Annotated in this window: 10 protein-coding genes; all 10 read right to left on the bottom strand. The window is 49.0% G+C overall.

The window, feature by feature from the left end; translation table 11 throughout:
- Positions 1–2: 2 nt before the first annotated feature.
- The 10 genes from CYJ98_RS03775 to CYJ98_RS03820 all read right to left on the bottom strand — a co-directional run bounded on the left by CYJ98_RS03775 (position 3) and on the right by CYJ98_RS03820 (position 16,342).
- On the bottom strand, positions 3–3,920 hold the full coding sequence (locus CYJ98_RS03775; RefSeq protein WP_101756354.1) for a DUF2345 domain-containing protein: 3,918 nt from the start codon (positions 3,918–3,920) through the stop codon (positions 3–5).
- Between the two features lie 221 nt (positions 3,921–4,141).
- Positions 4,142–4,732, bottom strand: a complete 591-nt coding sequence (locus CYJ98_RS03780; protein WP_101756355.1) for a hypothetical protein — start codon at positions 4,730–4,732, stop codon at positions 4,142–4,144.
- The gene (locus CYJ98_RS03785; RefSeq protein WP_101756356.1) at positions 4,719–5,573 is read right to left on the bottom strand and encodes a hypothetical protein; all 855 of its coding nucleotides are present in this window, start codon (positions 5,571–5,573) and stop codon (positions 4,719–4,721) included. Before CYJ98_RS03785 ends, CYJ98_RS03780 begins: the two co-directional genes overlap by 14 nt.
- Positions 5,574–5,582: 9 nt before the next feature.
- Positions 5,583–8,069, bottom strand: coding sequence for a type VI secretion system Vgr family protein (locus tag CYJ98_RS03790; RefSeq protein WP_317870045.1), 2,487 nt, complete (start codon positions 8,067–8,069; stop codon positions 5,583–5,585).
- A gap of 549 nt (positions 8,070–8,618) precedes the next feature.
- Positions 8,619–9,236: an NAD(P)H-binding protein gene (locus tag CYJ98_RS03795; RefSeq protein WP_101756396.1), complete on the bottom strand. Its 618-nt coding sequence runs from the start codon at positions 9,234–9,236 to the stop codon at positions 8,619–8,621.
- A gap of 92 nt (positions 9,237–9,328) precedes the next feature.
- A complete protein-coding gene (hutW, locus tag CYJ98_RS03800) occupies positions 9,329–11,149 on the bottom strand; it encodes a heme anaerobic degradation radical SAM methyltransferase ChuW/HutW (protein WP_101756397.1) in 1,821 nt (606 codons plus the stop codon).
- A 274-nt stretch (positions 11,150–11,423) separates the two neighbouring features.
- Positions 11,424–12,149: an ABC transporter ATP-binding protein gene (locus CYJ98_RS03805; RefSeq protein ID WP_101756398.1), complete on the bottom strand. Its 726-nt coding sequence runs from the start codon at positions 12,147–12,149 to the stop codon at positions 11,424–11,426.
- Positions 12,150–12,195: 46 nt separating this feature from the next.
- The gene (locus CYJ98_RS03810) at positions 12,196–13,137 is read right to left on the bottom strand and encodes a FecCD family ABC transporter permease (protein ID WP_049360051.1); all 942 of its coding nucleotides are present in this window, start codon (positions 13,135–13,137) and stop codon (positions 12,196–12,198) included.
- 142 nt (positions 13,138–13,279) lie between these two features.
- A complete protein-coding gene (locus tag CYJ98_RS03815) occupies positions 13,280–14,071 on the bottom strand; it encodes a heme/hemin ABC transporter substrate-binding protein (RefSeq protein WP_101756399.1) in 792 nt (263 codons plus the stop codon).
- Between the two features lie 72 nt (positions 14,072–14,143).
- Complete coding sequence (locus CYJ98_RS03820) at positions 14,144–16,342, bottom strand: TonB-dependent hemoglobin/transferrin/lactoferrin family receptor (RefSeq protein WP_101756400.1); 2,199 nt, start codon at positions 16,340–16,342, stop codon at positions 14,144–14,146.
- Positions 16,343–16,800 lie beyond the last annotated feature (458 nt).

Consider the following 16,800-nt stretch of genomic DNA (forward strand, 5'->3'; position numbering starts at 1 on the left):
TGCTACGTAAACCGCCCAATCTCCGGATCATAGTAACGGAAGAAGTTATAATGCAGTCCTGTCTCTTCATCATAATGCTGGTTCTGCAGGCGGATAGGTTGGTACACGTCTGATTTCAGACGTTCCTCCCGGGTCAGTTTGCCCCAACCGCTATAGTCACCGCTCCAAACAATATTGCCTTCCTCATCGGTCATTTCTCGCGGGATGCCGATTTGATCGTTGTGATAGTACAGGATTTCTCTTGCCTTATCCGAGCCATTGTAGGTGGTGATTTGGGCAAGGGGTTCATAGTTTCGGTCTTCGGTATAAACATAGGTGTAGGTACGGTCTTTACGGTACTCCTGTAACAGGCGACTGCCGTCCCATAGGTATTGGATTTCGTTGCCGTCTGGATGGACTTTGGCTATGCGACGGCCCAGTGGGTCGTAGCGGTAGCGATATAAGACAGCGTTTTGTCCGGGGCGATGGATTTCGGCTTCGGTCAGTTGGTTATCGGCATTATAACGGTAATGTTGGATTTCGCCGTCATTTTGCTGTTTCTCGATCAGGTTGCCCAACGGGTCGTAGCGGTAACTGGTGCCTTGGTATTGGGTAAGGCGGTTGCCGCCGATTCTGCTTCCGTCGGTAAGGTTGTGTGCAGGGTCGTAGCGGTAGTGCTCGTCCGCGCTTTGGATAATTCTGCCCAGTGCGTCATAGGTGTAATCCCTGTTACCGTTGGTTTGGTCATCGGTACGGATGAGGTTGCCAATAGTGTCGTATTGGTAACTGCGGCCGATAAGGACGGCAGGGTCTGCTTTGTTGTGACCGTTCGATTGGGCGATTTGTTGTTTAAGACGGCCTAATGGGTCAAGTTGAAATTGGGTATTCAGCTTGCCGATACTCCGCTCGACCGGGCGATGCAGAGCATCACGCTCGATGTCGGCAAGGGTGGTGCCGTCTAGGTTGACGTGGTGTAAGTGCCCGCTGCCGTAATACAGGCAGTTTAAAATTTCACCTGTAGGTAGGATGGTTTGGATGCGGTTGCCCAATACGTCGTAACGGTGTTCGGTAATCTGTGCGGCGACATCTTTGGATTGTGAACGGCTGGTACCGGATGCAATGGGGCTATCCAAGTGGATGAGCTGTTCTTTAACCAGTCTGTTGTGTTCATAACTAAAACGAAGTTCACTATGGGCGTTATGTGCTTGGATCAGACGGTTAAGTTTGTCGTAGCGGTAGTGGGTGCTCAGGATTTCTCCGCCCTCTAAATGGCTGTCTTTCTGACGAATGCGACCAATACGGTCACGGTGGTAGGTGATCGTCCGTAGCGGGCGAGTACGCACGTCAATGTTCTCAGACGCATATTCTTCTTCGCGTATGAGCTCACTAGCAGGATTATAGGTATAACGTGTCATTTTGCCGTCAAAGCCAATCTCACGGATCAGACGGTCTCTCTCATCGTATTCGAAGGTATAGCTGTCCCCGTTTTCGTTGACGAGGGTTTTCAGACGACCTGCAGGATCGTAACGGTATTGGAATGCACCACCCAGCGCGTTGTAGCGGACGGTTGGTTTGCTGTCATTGTCGTAATCGTAGGTTGTGCGGTTACCTTCGGCATCAGTAAGAACATTCAGTCGACCTGCATGATCGTAGCTGAAGTGTTCGCTACTGCCATCCGGATAGTCGGTACGCAGTGGTTTTCTATTTTGGTAATGATAGTGCGTGGTGTGGCCGGCTGCATCGGTAATACTTTCGAGTTTGCCCTCACCGTTATAGGTATAACGGGTTTGCTGACCGGAGCAGTCAGTTTGAGTGCTCAGGCGGCGGTGCTGATCATACTCAAATGTATAGGTATTGTTTTTAGCATCGGTGATTTGGGTAATTTGCCCATTTTCGTTATAACGGTAATGGGTTGCATTGCCTTTGCTATCGCTTTGGGTCGCAGGTAACCCTTGTTCGTTGTACTCAATTAGGGTCTTTTGATTATGCGGGAGGGTAATCTCTACCGGTCGGCGTTCTTGGTCATAACGGATGTGCTGATTTTGTCCGCCTTCTCCGCCAATAAAGGTCAACAACCCGCATTCGTTATAACGGTAGCGGGTTTCACGCCCCATTTCATCAATACTTTTAATAGGACGGCCTAATGCATCACGTTCAGTCAAAACGCTACTACCATCTGCAAAGACTTTTTTAACGACTTCTCCATGATGGTCATAATACAAGTGTTCTCTGCGGCCTAAGGCATCAGTAATTTGGGTATGTCCGTCGGCATAGGCAAAATGCCACTCTTCGCCATTGTCGGTATGGCTGCGCAATACCCGGCCTTTAGGGGTATAGTGGTCGTATTGATAGTAGGTATTTAATCCTGCTGCAGTTTGGTGACGGATCATCATGTGACGGCGATAGCCGAAACGTCGGTGAACGAAACCTTCGGTATCTTCTACTGCGACAAGATCGCCGTTGTCGTCATAACGGTAACGGACAAGAACTTCCCGACCTTCAGGTAGATTATCGTTGTAGCTACCCATGCTGGTAAGGCGATAAACAGGAATCTGGGTCAAAGGGCTGAGATTGTCAAATTCAAACCATATCTTACGTCCCAATTCGTCAATAACGGTATGCGGTAAACCGGTATCTTCCTTGTAAACAATACGGTAGCCATTCCCATGACGGTCGCTAACACGAGTAAGAACATAGTCGCCATCACCACTGCCGATACGGTTTGTTCCATTCAGATGTAACGGAGAGAATCTCTGTCTACTATCCCCATCCAAACTGCTAATTTGATAGCTGCCATTATCGATTCGTTCGAAGATGATTTGTTCTGCTTCAAACAGAACCTGTCCTTCATCTTCCTCCAGTTCTGGCAGATCAAATGTACGTCCCTGATTATCGGTATAGGTAAAACGCCCGTCTTTGCGCTCCAGTTTAGCGCTCAATGTAGTGCGCCAGCCGCTACCCAGCCAACTTTCTTTTAGGTCGGAGAAATAGCTGCGGCTCCATACAAAAGGTACCAGCCCATCAAAAGCAAAATCCGTTTCATCCGGCAAAACCTTAATTCCCGAAATAGGATTAACAGGACGCCCAATTAATTCGGCAATCTTGCAAGGAATACAGGTTTTATCGGTTTTTGCAAAACCGTTAAAGACAAAACTATCAGAGCCGCCTACAGGCATTGCAGGTGCTTTGACGCGAACGATCTTAGGAGAAGCAAGTATAATTTCGCCATTTTTTAATTTGATATAGCTGCCTCCGCCACCGCTAATCATTACTTCATCTTTGCCAACGATCATTACTTTGGCAGTACTACTGGTCAGTTCAAGATCTTTTTTTGCATCAATCTGTATCTTGTTATTTTTTGCCTGGATTTCAACCTTACCTTTAGCGGCATGAATTTTAAGGGAATTATTTTGTGCAAACAGATTGATACCTTGTAGTGCGTGTGCAGTAAAGTTTTTACCGGCACTGACGTTACTATCTTGTAAGCTGACCCAATGAATATGCCCTTGTGCTGTATTCAATATACTTTGCTTGGTACTGGTAGCCAAACCATCGGGAGCCGAAATAACGATGCCCGATTTTTTTAGTTTCTTTAAACTACTATTAATATGGTTTGTTTGAGCAATACTCTCTGTAGCACTATTTCCTACACGCATAGCGGCGGCATCCAACAATTTGGCTGCGTCCAATGCTTTACGCATGCGTCGTATTGCCTTACCCATCTCCAATACTTCACCCTTAGCCCCACTTTGTGTATCCGTACTGACAAGTATCCCTTTACTTGCGCGTAACGCACCCCAACCGTCGGTTCTGAGTTCGAAACCCTCGCCGTTCTCTCCGCGTTTCTCACGATTTGAGTCGACGATGTGGCCGAGGTTGAGTTGGGTTTTTTGATAGTCGGTGGCAAGTTTGATGTGTTCCTGCCCTTGGCGGTCTTCCATTCTGAGTTTGTTGTTCGCTCAAGTACGGATGGGGATAGATACAAGGAGAAAGGTCGTCTGAAACCTCGGATTTGGTTTTCAGGCGGCCTTGTGAGGGTTGGTTTTTTAACCTCGCCTATTGCTTGGAATAGTGGAATTGTCAGCTAAAGATGACAATGTTGCTCATGAAATTTTATCAAGTGCATGCGTACGATTACGCCGCTTGCGGCGGCTAATCGTACCTACGGCTTGCTATAAATCAAAATACGCGTAAATCTAGGTGGGTAGTCCAACCTAAATGTAGTATTGGGAGAATGATAAATGCGAAACTCAACTGTTACGTTAGGATATTTATCCATAGAAAATTCATAAAATGTAAAATGAAATGTAGTTTCATCAAAAGCTGTTTCCAGTTTTTCTGATTTCACCCCACTTTTTTTGAGATTCAGGTGGAAATATTTTTTCAATTCGTCTTTGTCAAATCGGATATTTATTGAACCTTTACTTTCATCCCAATAGAGATTAAGTTTCGTTTCCTGTTTTAATTCTTTCGGTACAATCAAATGAATTTTTGATTTTTCTAAAGTATAGCTTGTATAACCGTTTTTCATGTTTGTATAAGTACGAACCTTAATATTCCTACGTTTATATTGTAATGAATCAGGATCAATAGATTGCTTCTTCTCTATAATTTCAGATGCAATATCAATCATTTCTGCCAAATAAGCTTTTCCCACGCGGATTTCTGCTTGTGTCATAGAAAATACCTCTTGCACATGTATCAATAAGAAAATAACAAATAATTTCTGAAGGACTTTTTTAAAATTTTCCATGTATTCTTATTCCTGAAGATGCAAAAGGAAAACAAAACAAAGGATCATCATCCCCTCTTTTCCGCGTCCAGTGATATTGATCATCTAAGATATATTTATCTGCATATTTATAATACATTCCTGTATTCAAATAACGATATCTTACATTAAGATATGGTGCAATAAAAATTATTGGTTTTCCATACTTCTCTTCCAACTGCTTGTACCACATATATGGGTTCACAAAATTGTAAGTATTAAAACTGGAACTTTTGCCCATTAAACCCAAGGGAGATTTGATTTTACTGCTGCCATGAGGTGTATTAACTCCAGCTTTTTCTAAAACGGAACGTGCTTCGCTGGCACAAGTAGAATTTTTCCAAACAGCATAAGAATGATTACTGGTAGCAAATCTGTCTACCTCTACTGCTATTTTTTCTGCTAGCTCCTTACTGATGATAAAACGAAACATCTTAGTCAACTCCGTTATCCGATAAGATGCCGTACTTGGACGGCTTTTCGCATAGTCTTTCCTACTAGGGTTTTGTGGATCTGAAACCTTATCAGGGAAAAAACCAGTTGGGCCAAAACTGAAAAAACTAATAACTTTTCCTGCACTATCAGCAGTATAGAAAAATGCATGGCCGTAATCCCCTTTATCAATATCATGTATGCATTCCTCATCTTCTAATTTCTCTCTGCCTCTTGATACCGTCGTCTTTCTACAGAAAAAAGTTTCCTGTCCTCCATTTACTTCAAATCCGATAACCAAATAATAAACTTGTAAAATAAAATCTACGGAATGTTTAAGCTTGGACTCCTGCATTGTACCTTTTGCAGAACCTGAAATTTTACCTGTCATTTTCCTTCCTTATTTTGGTTTCTTGAAAAAATAATCCCAATCTTCTTCGCATACCAGATTATCAGGACTGTCAGAATAAATGGTTTGAGTTTTACCTTTTCTATTAGTTATTCCTCTAATCAAGCTATTGCCGTCTGAAATTTTATATGGGGTATTTCGTAAAATATTTCCATTGCTATCTTTTAAAATAAAATGCAATGAAAACCTACCGACCGCAGGCATACCCTTCATATTCACCCCTGCCGAGTTTGGTCCCGAGACCACCATCGGCGCCCTCACCCGCACCACCTTCGGACTCCCGATCTCAACTTCCCCGTTGCTCAGCTTGATATACGCCCCTTTGCAGGTAATCAAAATCTCTTCCTTCGCCGCAATAGTAATTTTCCCTGCGCTGCTGGTTAACGTTGCGTCCTTCAGTGCATTCAGCTGCAACTCGTCATTCTGTGCCTGCACTTCCACTTTGCCCTGATTGGCCTGCATCTTGATGCCGCTGCTTTGCGCAAACAGATTTAAACTCTCTGCCGCATGGGCGGTCAGGCTTTGGCCGGCGGTAATGTCGGTATTTGCCCCGCTGACCAGGTGGATGTTTTCATTGGCGGTGTGAAGTTGGCTTTGTTGGGTTGCGGTGGCAATGCCGGCGGGGGCGGTTTGGATCAAGCCGGCCTCTTTCAGGTCTTTAAGGGCGTCTTTCAGACGGCCTCTTTGGGTTTCTTCATCGGTGTTATGGTTGTTTGCGGTTTGGGCGGCTTTGTTCAGGCTTTTGGCCAGGGAGAGTGCTTGTTCGAGTTGGGAGATGGCATCGTCCATATCCAGCACTTTGCCGTTGGCATCCTGGTTTTGTGCACTGACGAGTATGCCCTTACCCGCCCTTACCGCGCCCCAGCCGTCGGTTCTGAGTTCGAAGCCTTCGCCGTTCTCTCCGCGTTTCTCCCTACTACTGTCGACGATGTGGCCGAGGTTGAGTTGGGATTTCTGATAGTCGGTGGCGAGTTTGATGTGTTCCTGTCCCTGCAGGTCTTCCATCCTCAGTTTGTTGTTCGCCCAGGTACGGATAACGTTTCTTGTGTTCCAATCGGCAGGGATATGGTCGGTATGGGCACTGTCGTGCATGACGCCGGAGATATACGGACGGTCGGGATTACCCTGGACGAAGGAGAGCATCACTTCGGTGCCTTCGTGTAAGGGGAAGTGGATGCCGTATTCGGGACCGGCATAGGGTTTGGCCAGTCGGACGGGACGGCTTTCCCCGCCCGGACTCCATTCGTCCAGGTCAAACGGGAGTTTGACACGGTAGCGGCCCATATCGTCGATATAGGCGTAGGTGCAGTTCTCCGCCGCGGTTACCCGTGCCGGTAAGGTACCGTCGATATGCGGACGCGGGGTGATGCGTTCGGGACGGTAGGCGAGTTGGGCGGGGATGGTGGTAAAGGTATGGCTGTAGGCGGTATCTCGGCTGCCGCTGTGTTCCATGGAAAGTACCAGCCAGCCGTCGGGTGCTTCGGGGAAGGCAGTATCGGTTTGGAACACTTTCATCGGTGCCATGGAGACGACGTTGCCGCTACCGTTGGCGATGGTTTGGCGGCAGAGGTTGGCTTCGTTCAACAGGGTCGTCTGAACTTGGGCTTCGTCGGTTGTTTTGGGATGAAGGCCCCAGTGTTGCTGTTTGCCCAATAAGACGGTATTGTCGGCAGATTCTTCGGACTGTTTGTTGTCGGTTTCGGCAAAGAGGTCGGTATCGGCACTGCGGTAGTTGTAGTCGGCCGTGCGTATGCCTTCGACAATGGGGTTGTGGCGGATGCTTAAGTTGAACAGTGCTTCGGTACCGACACTCTCCAATCCTGCATGGTGGCGGTAGGAAACGGGTAAGCCTTGACTGCGCAAGTAGTGTTCGGGACTGTCGCCGAAGACGACTACGTCACCATGTTGTTCATGCTGTTCGAAGGCATACCAGATGCCTTCTTCTTCACACAGACGGTTGATAAAGTCGAAGTCGCTTTCGAGATATTGGGTGACATACTCGCGTACGGTGTAGTTGCGGCTCTTTTGGAAACGGTAGTCGACACCGGAGAAGCCGTGATGTTTGAAGACGGCGGCAACGATGTCGGGGACGGTTTGGTATTGGAACAGCCGGGAAGTCTGGAAATGTTTTAAAGCCGCGAAGCGCGGCTCTAAAACAAAGCGGTAAACGGTTTCATCCTTGGAAACCGACAACTTCTCGCATGAGGTGATAATGCCCTGCCATTGCTTCGCCGGGAGATCGTCTGAAGCAGACCCGAATGCTCCTGCCACTTCCGACAGTAAGCCTTCTTGCGGACGAATCTCAAACGCTGCGCGCTGGTTGAGGTAGGAAGACAGAGGTAGCGAAGAGTCGGTAGAGGTGGCAGTAATTTCAACACGGTAAGCGGTATTGACCGCTTCGGATGCACTGAAGGAGCGAACTGAAAGTGAGGGGGAAAAACGGGCAAAGGTAAGATGGTAGGATTGGTGGGCGGTCATAAGGGTAATATCCGACTGACGATGAACACTGTATAGTAACGGGTATAATGCCGATGGTAAAGCGAATGGGATGAATGGGGAAAAGGCCGTCTGAACGGTTGAAATAAGGGATAAAGAGACATTTCTCCCTGCCCTATTCCACCATTCAGGGAAAAAGTGGTAAATTAAGCAGTCACATTTCTCTTAAAACCATTGATTTGATACTAAAAATTGGAGTACTATGAGCACACTCTCTAGAGTATCATTAATTCTCATTTGACATATAGGAACAAAACAGCGGAATTTGTAGAAGAATAGGGAAAAGGAAATTAATTTATATTATGTTAAATTCATAACTCTACTATTTTAGTCTGCTAACTCCTGTTTCTAACGTAATACAATCACTTACAGAATTCAAAAACAAAGAGGCCGTCTGAAATTTTTCAGACAGCGCCTCTTTGTTTATATCTCCCAGCCTTCTCTCAGCAAATCCTTTATTGTTTGATCGGCTGCTAATCAATTACCTACTCCAACTTTAACAATGGAAAGTGGACAATCTATTCAATCCGGTTATACCGCACCAACGCTATACGTTTCGCCCTTGCTGTCCGCTTGGCCGACAATGGTAGCAACGGCAGCGGCCAAGCCGTTGCGCGTCATGTATTTTTGCGGAATTTCTTGGGCATTTTGTGTCAAGGTATAGGCATTATCTTCGCCATCGGCAAGGCCGCAGGGGCGCAGGATGGTCCAAATCAAACCGCTTTGTTTGAGATAGATTTCGGCTTCTGTTTTGGCACGGACGGCTTCACCTAGTGCCTGTTTGAACGGCTCGCTCATCATGTCCCATTGTTCACCGCAGCCCATGCTGGTAATCAGTACAAAGCGGGCTTGCGGATTGGCGGCTTTCGTGGCGGCAATAATGTTGATATTGCCCAGCGCATCGCTGCGGATACCCTCTTCGTTTTTGCCGCCGACAAAACTGATCACGGTATCAGGATGGTATTGTGCCAACGCTTTATCGAGCGCGTCGGCATCAAGCGCATCGGCGACAACGGTTTGAATATTGTGTTCGACAAAAAAACTGTCTTCAGACGGCTTTCTTAATACGGCGACGGTATCGGCTGAGTCAGTCAATGTGCGGATATAGGCGCGGCCGGACGGGCCGTTGGCTCCGAAGATGAGTTGCATGTTTGGGGCTCCTTTGTATGGTAGATGTTTATTGTTAGAAAATCCGCTCCTCTATGCGGCAAGGAACGGATTTTCAGGCCGTCTGAAACCGTTTAAGCGGCATTAAACAGTTTGCGCATGGCTTCGATTTGGTGTTGTTTCAACTCGCCTGCTTCATCGCGGCCGACAAAAATTTTAAACATGGCGCCACCGTTGCGGTTGATAAAGTTGAGCGAGCAAGTGGCTTTACCCATGAACGGGCGTTCCAAAAGGTAGATGGAGGCGCAGTTTTCATAGTAGATGTGGCCGTGTACGCCGCCGTCAGTTTCAGGATGGTCAAAGTTGTAGAAACCGCGGCCGACTTTGCCGTTTGGCAGTTTGCCGCTGACTTCGACGATGGCATCGGGGGTGTGGGCGATGAAGGTAACGGATTCATCCCATGCTGCGATGGCTTGGAGGATTTCGACAATGCGGCTGCCTTCGGTTTGGCGCACGTTCTCTTCAGGCAGGCAGCGGATAACGTCTTCAAAACTGCATTGGTTTTGCGCGGCCAGCATTTCCAGCACTTGGCCAGGATTTTTTTCTAATGATTGGCGCAACATGGTTTGTTGTTCGGCTGAAAGTTTTTGCATGGTTTGATCCTTTTCTTGAGTCGGAAGAGTGAGCATGAGTTTGCGGATAAGGGTGGGCGACCAATAACGGCCGCTGGTATTCAAACGGATAATGCTGTCTGAATCGGGTTCTTTAAAAAGCTGCATTTCCTGCCATTGGGCAATCAGCTTTTGCGCTGCTTTGTTGCCGTCAAACAATAATGGATTCAGACGGCCTGTTTCAATATCGTGCTGGACTTTGCTGAGAAGTGCTTTATTTGGACTATGACCGCTCATAAATGCGATATTTTTCTCACCTTTCGGCGTGGCGAGATAGTTCTCCAAATCACCCTGCACCTGATAGCTGAAACCGCCGAAGTTACCGCCTGCGCCGGAGCCGAACGCCAAACAGGGAATGTCGGATTTGATCAGGGTATTGTAGCGGTTGCGCTCGCCGCGGCCGGGATAGGCGAAGTGGCTGTTGCTGACCTGTTCCCAGCCTTTTTCCAACAATGTTTCAACCGTGTAGGCATATTGGTCTGCCTGAATGTCAAAACCCGGCGGTGTCGGAAATGCGCCTTTTTCAATCATGCGGTTGATGGGCAGCATGGGATAAAGGTTGAACGCGTACGTATCCAAACCGGACAGCGGCAGCTCGGTGGCACGGGCGATATCGTTTTGCCAAACTTCATCGGTTTGATTGGGTAGGCCGAACATCAAATCAGCGACAATCACGGCATCGAGTTCGCACAGTTTTGCCAAATATTCAAACGCCTCGTCGCCGCTGTGTTTGCGGCCGAGACGGCGGCGGATGGCGGTATTGAAGGTTTGCACGCCGATGGAAATGCGGTTGGCCCCTGCTTCGAGACAGACCTGTGCTTTTTCCAAATCGAAATGGCTCATGCGCCCTTCGATGGTGAACTCGCAGTCTTCGGCAAGCGGCAGATATTGGTAGCAGGCACGAATCAGGCGGACGAGGTCTTCCGTAAGCAACGCGGTCGGCGTACCGCCCCCGAAATAAACGGCTCGGATTTTGCCCTTGCCTGTACGGACTTCGGCTTCAGCGGCCATTTCTTCGATGATTTTGTCGGTGTACACGCTGCTTTGGCTGTCCTTCCACGCATTACGGTAGAAGCCGCAAAAAACGCAATGATTGGCGCAAAATGGAATATGCAGATAAGCAAGCGCGTCCACATCGGTAGCATGGGGAAGCTTTTTCTTCCAAATGTTCTGCCACTGGGGACGCGGCATTGGAACGCCGCCCCAAACGGGCATTAATGCCTGACGTTCGGGAAATGCCTTGGGCGCGGATTGTTTCGGAGTCCAAACAAGCTGCTGTACCATGATAATGATTAATAAAAATTATTAATAAGATTTATATATTAAATAACTATCATCATTTTCTTGTCAATATTTTTATGTAATTAAAAATCAGTATTATTTTAAAATATTGTATTCTATAAATAATAAAATGTATTTCTATTTGATGGAAATCGGCATTTTACTTGTGAAATGCGCAAAATTTGGTTCTTCAAGTTGGGAACATCCTCCCATCTCGTTTTATTTTTGAACGATAAAATAAATTTTCTTTATCGTTTTTCAGACGGTCTGTTGGCGCTCAGCTTCTGAAATAAAACCCTGCCTCATCTTCGCAACGGCGTATCTGCCAACCGTAAACCGATTCAAGCAAATCAGGGCGCATCACTTCGCCCACCTTGCCTGATGCAACGACTTTTCCCTTATTCATCAAAATAATATGTTCCGCATAACGCGCGGCGAGGTTTAAATCGTGCAATACCATCATTGATGAGGCACGGTTTGAATGCCCGACCAAATACTGCATCAGGCGGTGTTGATGGCGGATATCGAGATGGTTGCACGGTTCGTCCAAAAGCAAGACCGGCGCGTTTTGCAACAGGGCGCGGATGATGTTGGCACGTTGTTGTTCGCCGCCTGAGAGCTTGCCGATACGCTTATCCGCCAATGCTGTCAAATCAAAATAATCGAGCAACTCGTCCGCCCATTCATGGTTCAGACGGCCTTTTTGTACGAATAACGCCAACGCAATGTATTCGCGTACGGTCATCGGCATGTTGTAACGGCCATGCTGCCCGACCCATGCCACCCTGCCCGCGCGGATTTGCGGCGCAACGGCCTCACCAAAAAGCGTGATTCCCCCCTGCCCTGTTTGCCCGATTAAGGCACGCAACAAAGTGGATTTGCCCGCACCATTTGGACCGATAATGACGGTCATGCCCGAAGGTATATCCAGTTGATCAATTTCAAGCAGGGTTTTGTCTTGGACGCGGACGGAAAGATTACGGATTTGAAATAAGGTGTGCATGGCAAAAGATATGGGGCAATAAAGTTTCAGACGGCCTGTTTAAGCATCAACGGCTTTTCAAAGGCTTGATAAACAAATACATAAAAAACGGTCCGCCCAATAAGGCAATCACGATACCGACCGGCAGATCGACAGGGTATGTCAGCCAGCGCGCCGCTCCGTCCACCACCATCAAAAACACTGCGCCCAACCAAGCCGACAGCGCAATCAGTTTGCGGCGGCTGCCACCGACGGTTTGCGCCAGCACATTGGGGATCATCATGCCGAGAAAACCGATGATGCCCGAAAGCGATACCGCCGCCCCTGTCATCAATGCCGCGCCGATTACGGTTTGTACACGCAAAGCCCCAACTGATACCCCCATACTGGCAGCCGTGTCCTCCCCCGTCATCAAAACGTCCAACCGCCTGCCTGCCGACAGCAAAATCAGAAAACCGGGCAACATGACCGCGATTGCCGTGACAGGCGATGAGAAACCGGCTTCGGCAAGGCTGCCCGACAGCCATGTGGTTGCGCTGCGCAATACCAAATCGTCAGATAAAAACAAAATCATGCTGACCACCGCGCCCGAAAACGCGCTCAACACAAAACCCAACACCAGCAATCCCAAAGTACCGCCGCCGAGCAGCTTGTGCACTGCCAAAATCAGTAGGCACACACCCAATGCACCGAGAAAAGCCGCCGCCGGCACACCCATCGCGCCGCCGCCCAAAGCCAATAACACAATCACGCCCAAGGCCGCCCCACCCGATGTCCCAATCAAACTCGGATCGGCCAGCGGGTTTTCAAATAAAGCCTGCAATGCCGCCCCCGAAGCGGACAAACCGGCTCCGACCAAAAGCGCGGTATAGATGCGCGGTAAACGGATTTGACGGACGGTTTCATCCATCGCCAGCGGCGACTCCCACGCACCAAAGCCGATGCCGCAGCACAAATAAACGGCTGCGGCAGTAAGCAGCAGGCAGAGGGTAAGGGTATGCGGTTTCATGACATCATGCGGTTCAAGCGGATTGAGGGACAGTTTCAGACGGCATTTTTAAGACAACCGTTTTGCTTCCTACTCAACAAGAAGGAACAAATCAAGGCCGTCTGAAAACAAAAATCGGGCAGGGTTTTCAAAACAGGCGCGTTTATTTCGCCAAACCATGCAAACGCTGAATCACTTGCGGCGTATCCAGTCCGTAACGGAACATATCGTTGGCCTTCCACAAATAAATCTTGCCGTTTTTCGCGGCAGGCGAGCCGGCGATTTCGGGGCGTGCGGCAAAGGTTTTGACGTTGCCTATCATGGCGGTGTTGTGGTCGGCAATAATGATGATGTCGGGTTTGGCCGCAATCCATGCCTCACGCGTCATCGGTTTGAGGCCGTCAATGGCGGCTGCGGCATTGATACCGCCGGCGCGGCGGATGATTTCGTCGGCGGCAGTATTCTTGCCCGATACGATGCGCCCGTCGTAGCTGAAGAGGTAGCGTTTGCCGCTGGAAGGCTGCTGTTTCATATCCGCCTGCCACTTACTGGCCAATTTGTCCGCTTGCGCGCTTTTGCCGATAAGCTGACCGATGTTGCGGATACTTTGAGGATAGGCGGCGATGCTGTCGTCGGGCGCAACATTGACGGCTTTAATGCCTGCTTTTTGCAGGTGGGCAAAAATATCGGCAGGCTGCGCCATCCATGAACCGATGGCGATGTCGGGTTTGGCGGCCACAATCGGTTCAACCGTCAGGCGGCGATGAATGCCGATACTGGGCTTGTTTTTCAACGCCGGATTTTGAACGGTCTGATCGCGGCCGACGATTTCGTCCAATGCGCCGAGCGCGGCAACGATGTCTGCCGTATCGGGGGTTAACACGACGATGCGTTGCGCGTGTGCAGTGCCGGCCAACGAAATAAACACGGAAAGCAGGAGGAGTTTGAGTTTCATTGATTTTCCTTATCGTATGCTTTCAGACGGCCTGCTCGTTTTCTCAGGCCGTCTGAAAACGGTTGAATCACATTAGAACTTCAGTTGTACGGTTGCGGCAAAATTACGGCCGGTTTCGGTGTACAAGTCCATCACACTGGTACGGCTCATGCCGGCAACGTCGGCGTGCTGCCAGTATTTTTTGTTGCCGACGTTGTAAATGTTTGCGCCGATTTCGAGGTTTTTAAACGGTTTGTACCATGCGCCGACATCCCATACGCCATAACCCGGCGCTTGGAAAACAGTATCGCTGCTGACGCGGCTGTGTTTTTTCGACCAGCGCAGCTTGGTGCCGACACCCCATTTTTCCTGAGTGTAATCCAAACCCAAAACGCCGTTGAGCGGATAAGCGGAATCCAACGGTTTGCCGTCCTGCTGCTCACCGCGCATCCAAGCGATGCTGCCGGAGACTTGCCAGCCCGGCAGGAATTTGTAGGCGGCAGAAGCTTCAGCACCGTAGGTTTTGACGTGATCAAGGTTTTGATATTGGTACTGGATAATCGGGCGTCTGCCAACGGTAGAGGTACCGATTTCAGTGCGGTTGATGAAGTTGCGGTAACGGTTGTAGAACGCGGTGACTTGCGCACGGGCGCGTTCGTTTTTGAACTTCATCCCCAATTCAAAGCTGTTGGAGCGTTCGGATTTGAGGTTGGCATTGGGAATGACCGCATAGCCGTAGGTCGTATTGGCAAACGCCATGGTTGCGCTGTCAAACGGCGGCGTGCGGAAGCCTTGGGAATAAGTGGCAAAACCGGTGAACTGCTCACCCATCGGCACACTCAGGCGCAGGCTGGGCGTAAACGCGGAATCACTGAAGCGCGTCGCCGTTCCGCTGGGATTGGCATTGAGATAGGCTTGGTCGGTCGACGTGTTCAGCTTGTCTTTTTCGTAACGCAAGGCCGGAGTTAGAACGATGCCGTTGCCGAAGGTCAGGCTGTCTTGTGCGTAAACACTGAACGTTTTGCGCTTGCTGTCGGGGAAGGTTTTATTCGGATAGGTGCTGCCTGCATAAACTTTGCTGACGGCGCCGGTCAGATTGTCCACTGTCAGACTGTCGCGCGGACGGGCGGTCTCGGTGTGTTTGTATTCGGCACCGGCAACGACGGTTTGTTTGACCGCGCCGTCAAACTCCCACACGCTACGTCCGTTCAGCCCGCGTATGGTCTGATTGAAACCGTAGTCGGAATAACGGGTCGAGTTACCTAATTGGCGCGCGCCCATACGCGTAATGCTCGCATCGACGGCATCGTCTTCCGTACGCAGTTTTTGCTGATAGGCAGTCAGGTTGGCTTCTTTCAGACGGCCTTCGCCAGTGTAGCGGTAGCCTGCTTCGATACGTTGACGGCGGATACGGTCGCGAGCATTGCTCTCAGATGTTGTGATGGTTACCGGCCCGCGCGATTGCGAACCCAAGCCGTTTGCCAATACGGTATCGTTGGCGTGGTAATACTGTTCGTACAAAGTTTCCAAGCGGTGGCGTTCGTTGCCGATATTGCCTTTCGCCAAGATATTGTAGGCATTGTTTTTCTGAGGGTTGGTGGCAGTACGCGCAGCCGAGTAGCTGGTATCGCTGCCCATGTTTTCGGTTTCATGACCTTGACGGCGCGTCAGCATCAGCAGACCTTCGGCGTTTTCATGGAAACCTGCCACAGTCGCCGTTACGCCATGGCTGCGGTCACGGCTGCGGTAACCGTGTTTCAAACCAAAATAACCGCGTTTGCCTTCATCGACGAAATCACTCGGAGAGAGCGTCACCATATTCACCACGCCGCCGAGCGCGTCGCTGCCATACAGCGCGGAATAAGGACCTTTTACAATATCGACCTGCTTGAGCGTGTCGCTTTCGACCATATCACGTCCCGAAATCGCGCCGTTGGAGCCGCCGCCTGCATAAGATTCGGGAATGCGCACGCCGTCCACCATCATCAGAATGCGGTTGCCGTCTATGCCTCGGATATTGATACCCGCATGACCGCGGCGGTTATTGTCTGACGGTACGCTGACGCCGGATTCATACATCACGATATCGTCCAAATTCTGCGCCGAGGCTTGATTCAAGGTTTTACGTCCTATAACCGACACATTCGGCGCGGCTTTATCCAAGGTTTGCGCATTGCGGTCAGCCGTGACCACCACAGGCTCTATTTCTGCCTGAGCCACCGGCATCTGAGCCGCATATAACTGTCCGGAAAAAACCGCCCCTATTACACAGGCAATCGCTTTCTTTTTCATTACACAACCTTATTATTTGAATAAAAATGGTTTGCATTTATAAAACAAATAGGCGGTTTTTGCAAGTTTAGAAACTGCAAGATACCAATAACAACTAACAACCATTTCTAATCGCAAAATACAGTATGACGCAGCTAAATCAGTAATTCATGAACCAGGGGCAAAGTACCCGACCTTGTCAGCGTAGAAAACCCATCCGCCGTCTTTGACCAAAAATCTCACATCAGCAATTGAGAAGCCGACACCTTCGTCGGCAAAAATCAGAAAAGCGTATCGCCGAAAAAACATTTAGCTGACAAAGCTCTAAGTGTTTTATTCTTGAATCTGTTCCAACCACTGGGATCCGGATGTTGCTTTTGAAATCCGAATCCAAGCCTGTCTGAAATATTCAAACAAGTTTTTATTTGTTCCTCTTATCCCTCACCCTTCTATTTACCTCAAACTCAAAAAACATTTCC

Source organism: Neisseria perflava, assembly GCF_002863305.2.
Taxonomy (GTDB): domain Bacteria; phylum Pseudomonadota; class Gammaproteobacteria; order Burkholderiales; family Neisseriaceae; genus Neisseria; species Neisseria perflava_A.

What these genes read in the sequence shown, in the direction of transcription:
- CYJ98_RS03775 (WP_101756354.1), bottom strand. Translation starts at nt 3,920, where the DNA reads ATGGAAGACCGCCAAGGGCAGGAACACATCAAACTTGCCACCGACTAT.
- CYJ98_RS03780 (WP_101756355.1), bottom strand. Translation starts at nt 4,732, where the DNA reads ATGGAAAATTTTAAAAAAGTCCTTCAGAAATTATTTGTTATTTTCTTA.
- CYJ98_RS03785 (WP_101756356.1), bottom strand. Translation starts at nt 5,573, where the DNA reads ATGACAGGTAAAATTTCAGGTTCTGCAAAAGGTACAATGCAGGAGTCC.
- CYJ98_RS03790 (WP_317870045.1), bottom strand. Translation starts at nt 8,069, where the DNA reads ATGACCGCCCACCAATCCTACCATCTTACCTTTGCCCGTTTTTCCCCC.
- CYJ98_RS03795 (WP_101756396.1), bottom strand. Translation starts at nt 9,236, where the DNA reads ATGCAACTCATCTTCGGAGCCAACGGCCCGTCCGGCCGCGCCTATATC.
- hutW (WP_101756397.1), bottom strand. Translation starts at nt 11,149, where the DNA reads ATGGTACAGCAGCTTGTTTGGACTCCGAAACAATCCGCGCCCAAGGCA.
- CYJ98_RS03805 (WP_101756398.1), bottom strand. Translation starts at nt 12,149, where the DNA reads ATGCACACCTTATTTCAAATCCGTAATCTTTCCGTCCGCGTCCAAGAC.
- CYJ98_RS03810 (WP_049360051.1), bottom strand. Translation starts at nt 13,137, where the DNA reads ATGAAACCGCATACCCTTACCCTCTGCCTGCTGCTTACTGCCGCAGCC.
- CYJ98_RS03815 (WP_101756399.1), bottom strand. Translation starts at nt 14,071, where the DNA reads ATGAAACTCAAACTCCTCCTGCTTTCCGTGTTTATTTCGTTGGCCGGC.
- CYJ98_RS03820 (WP_101756400.1), bottom strand. Translation starts at nt 16,342, where the DNA reads ATGAAAAAGAAAGCGATTGCCTGTGTAATAGGGGCGGTTTTTTCCGGA.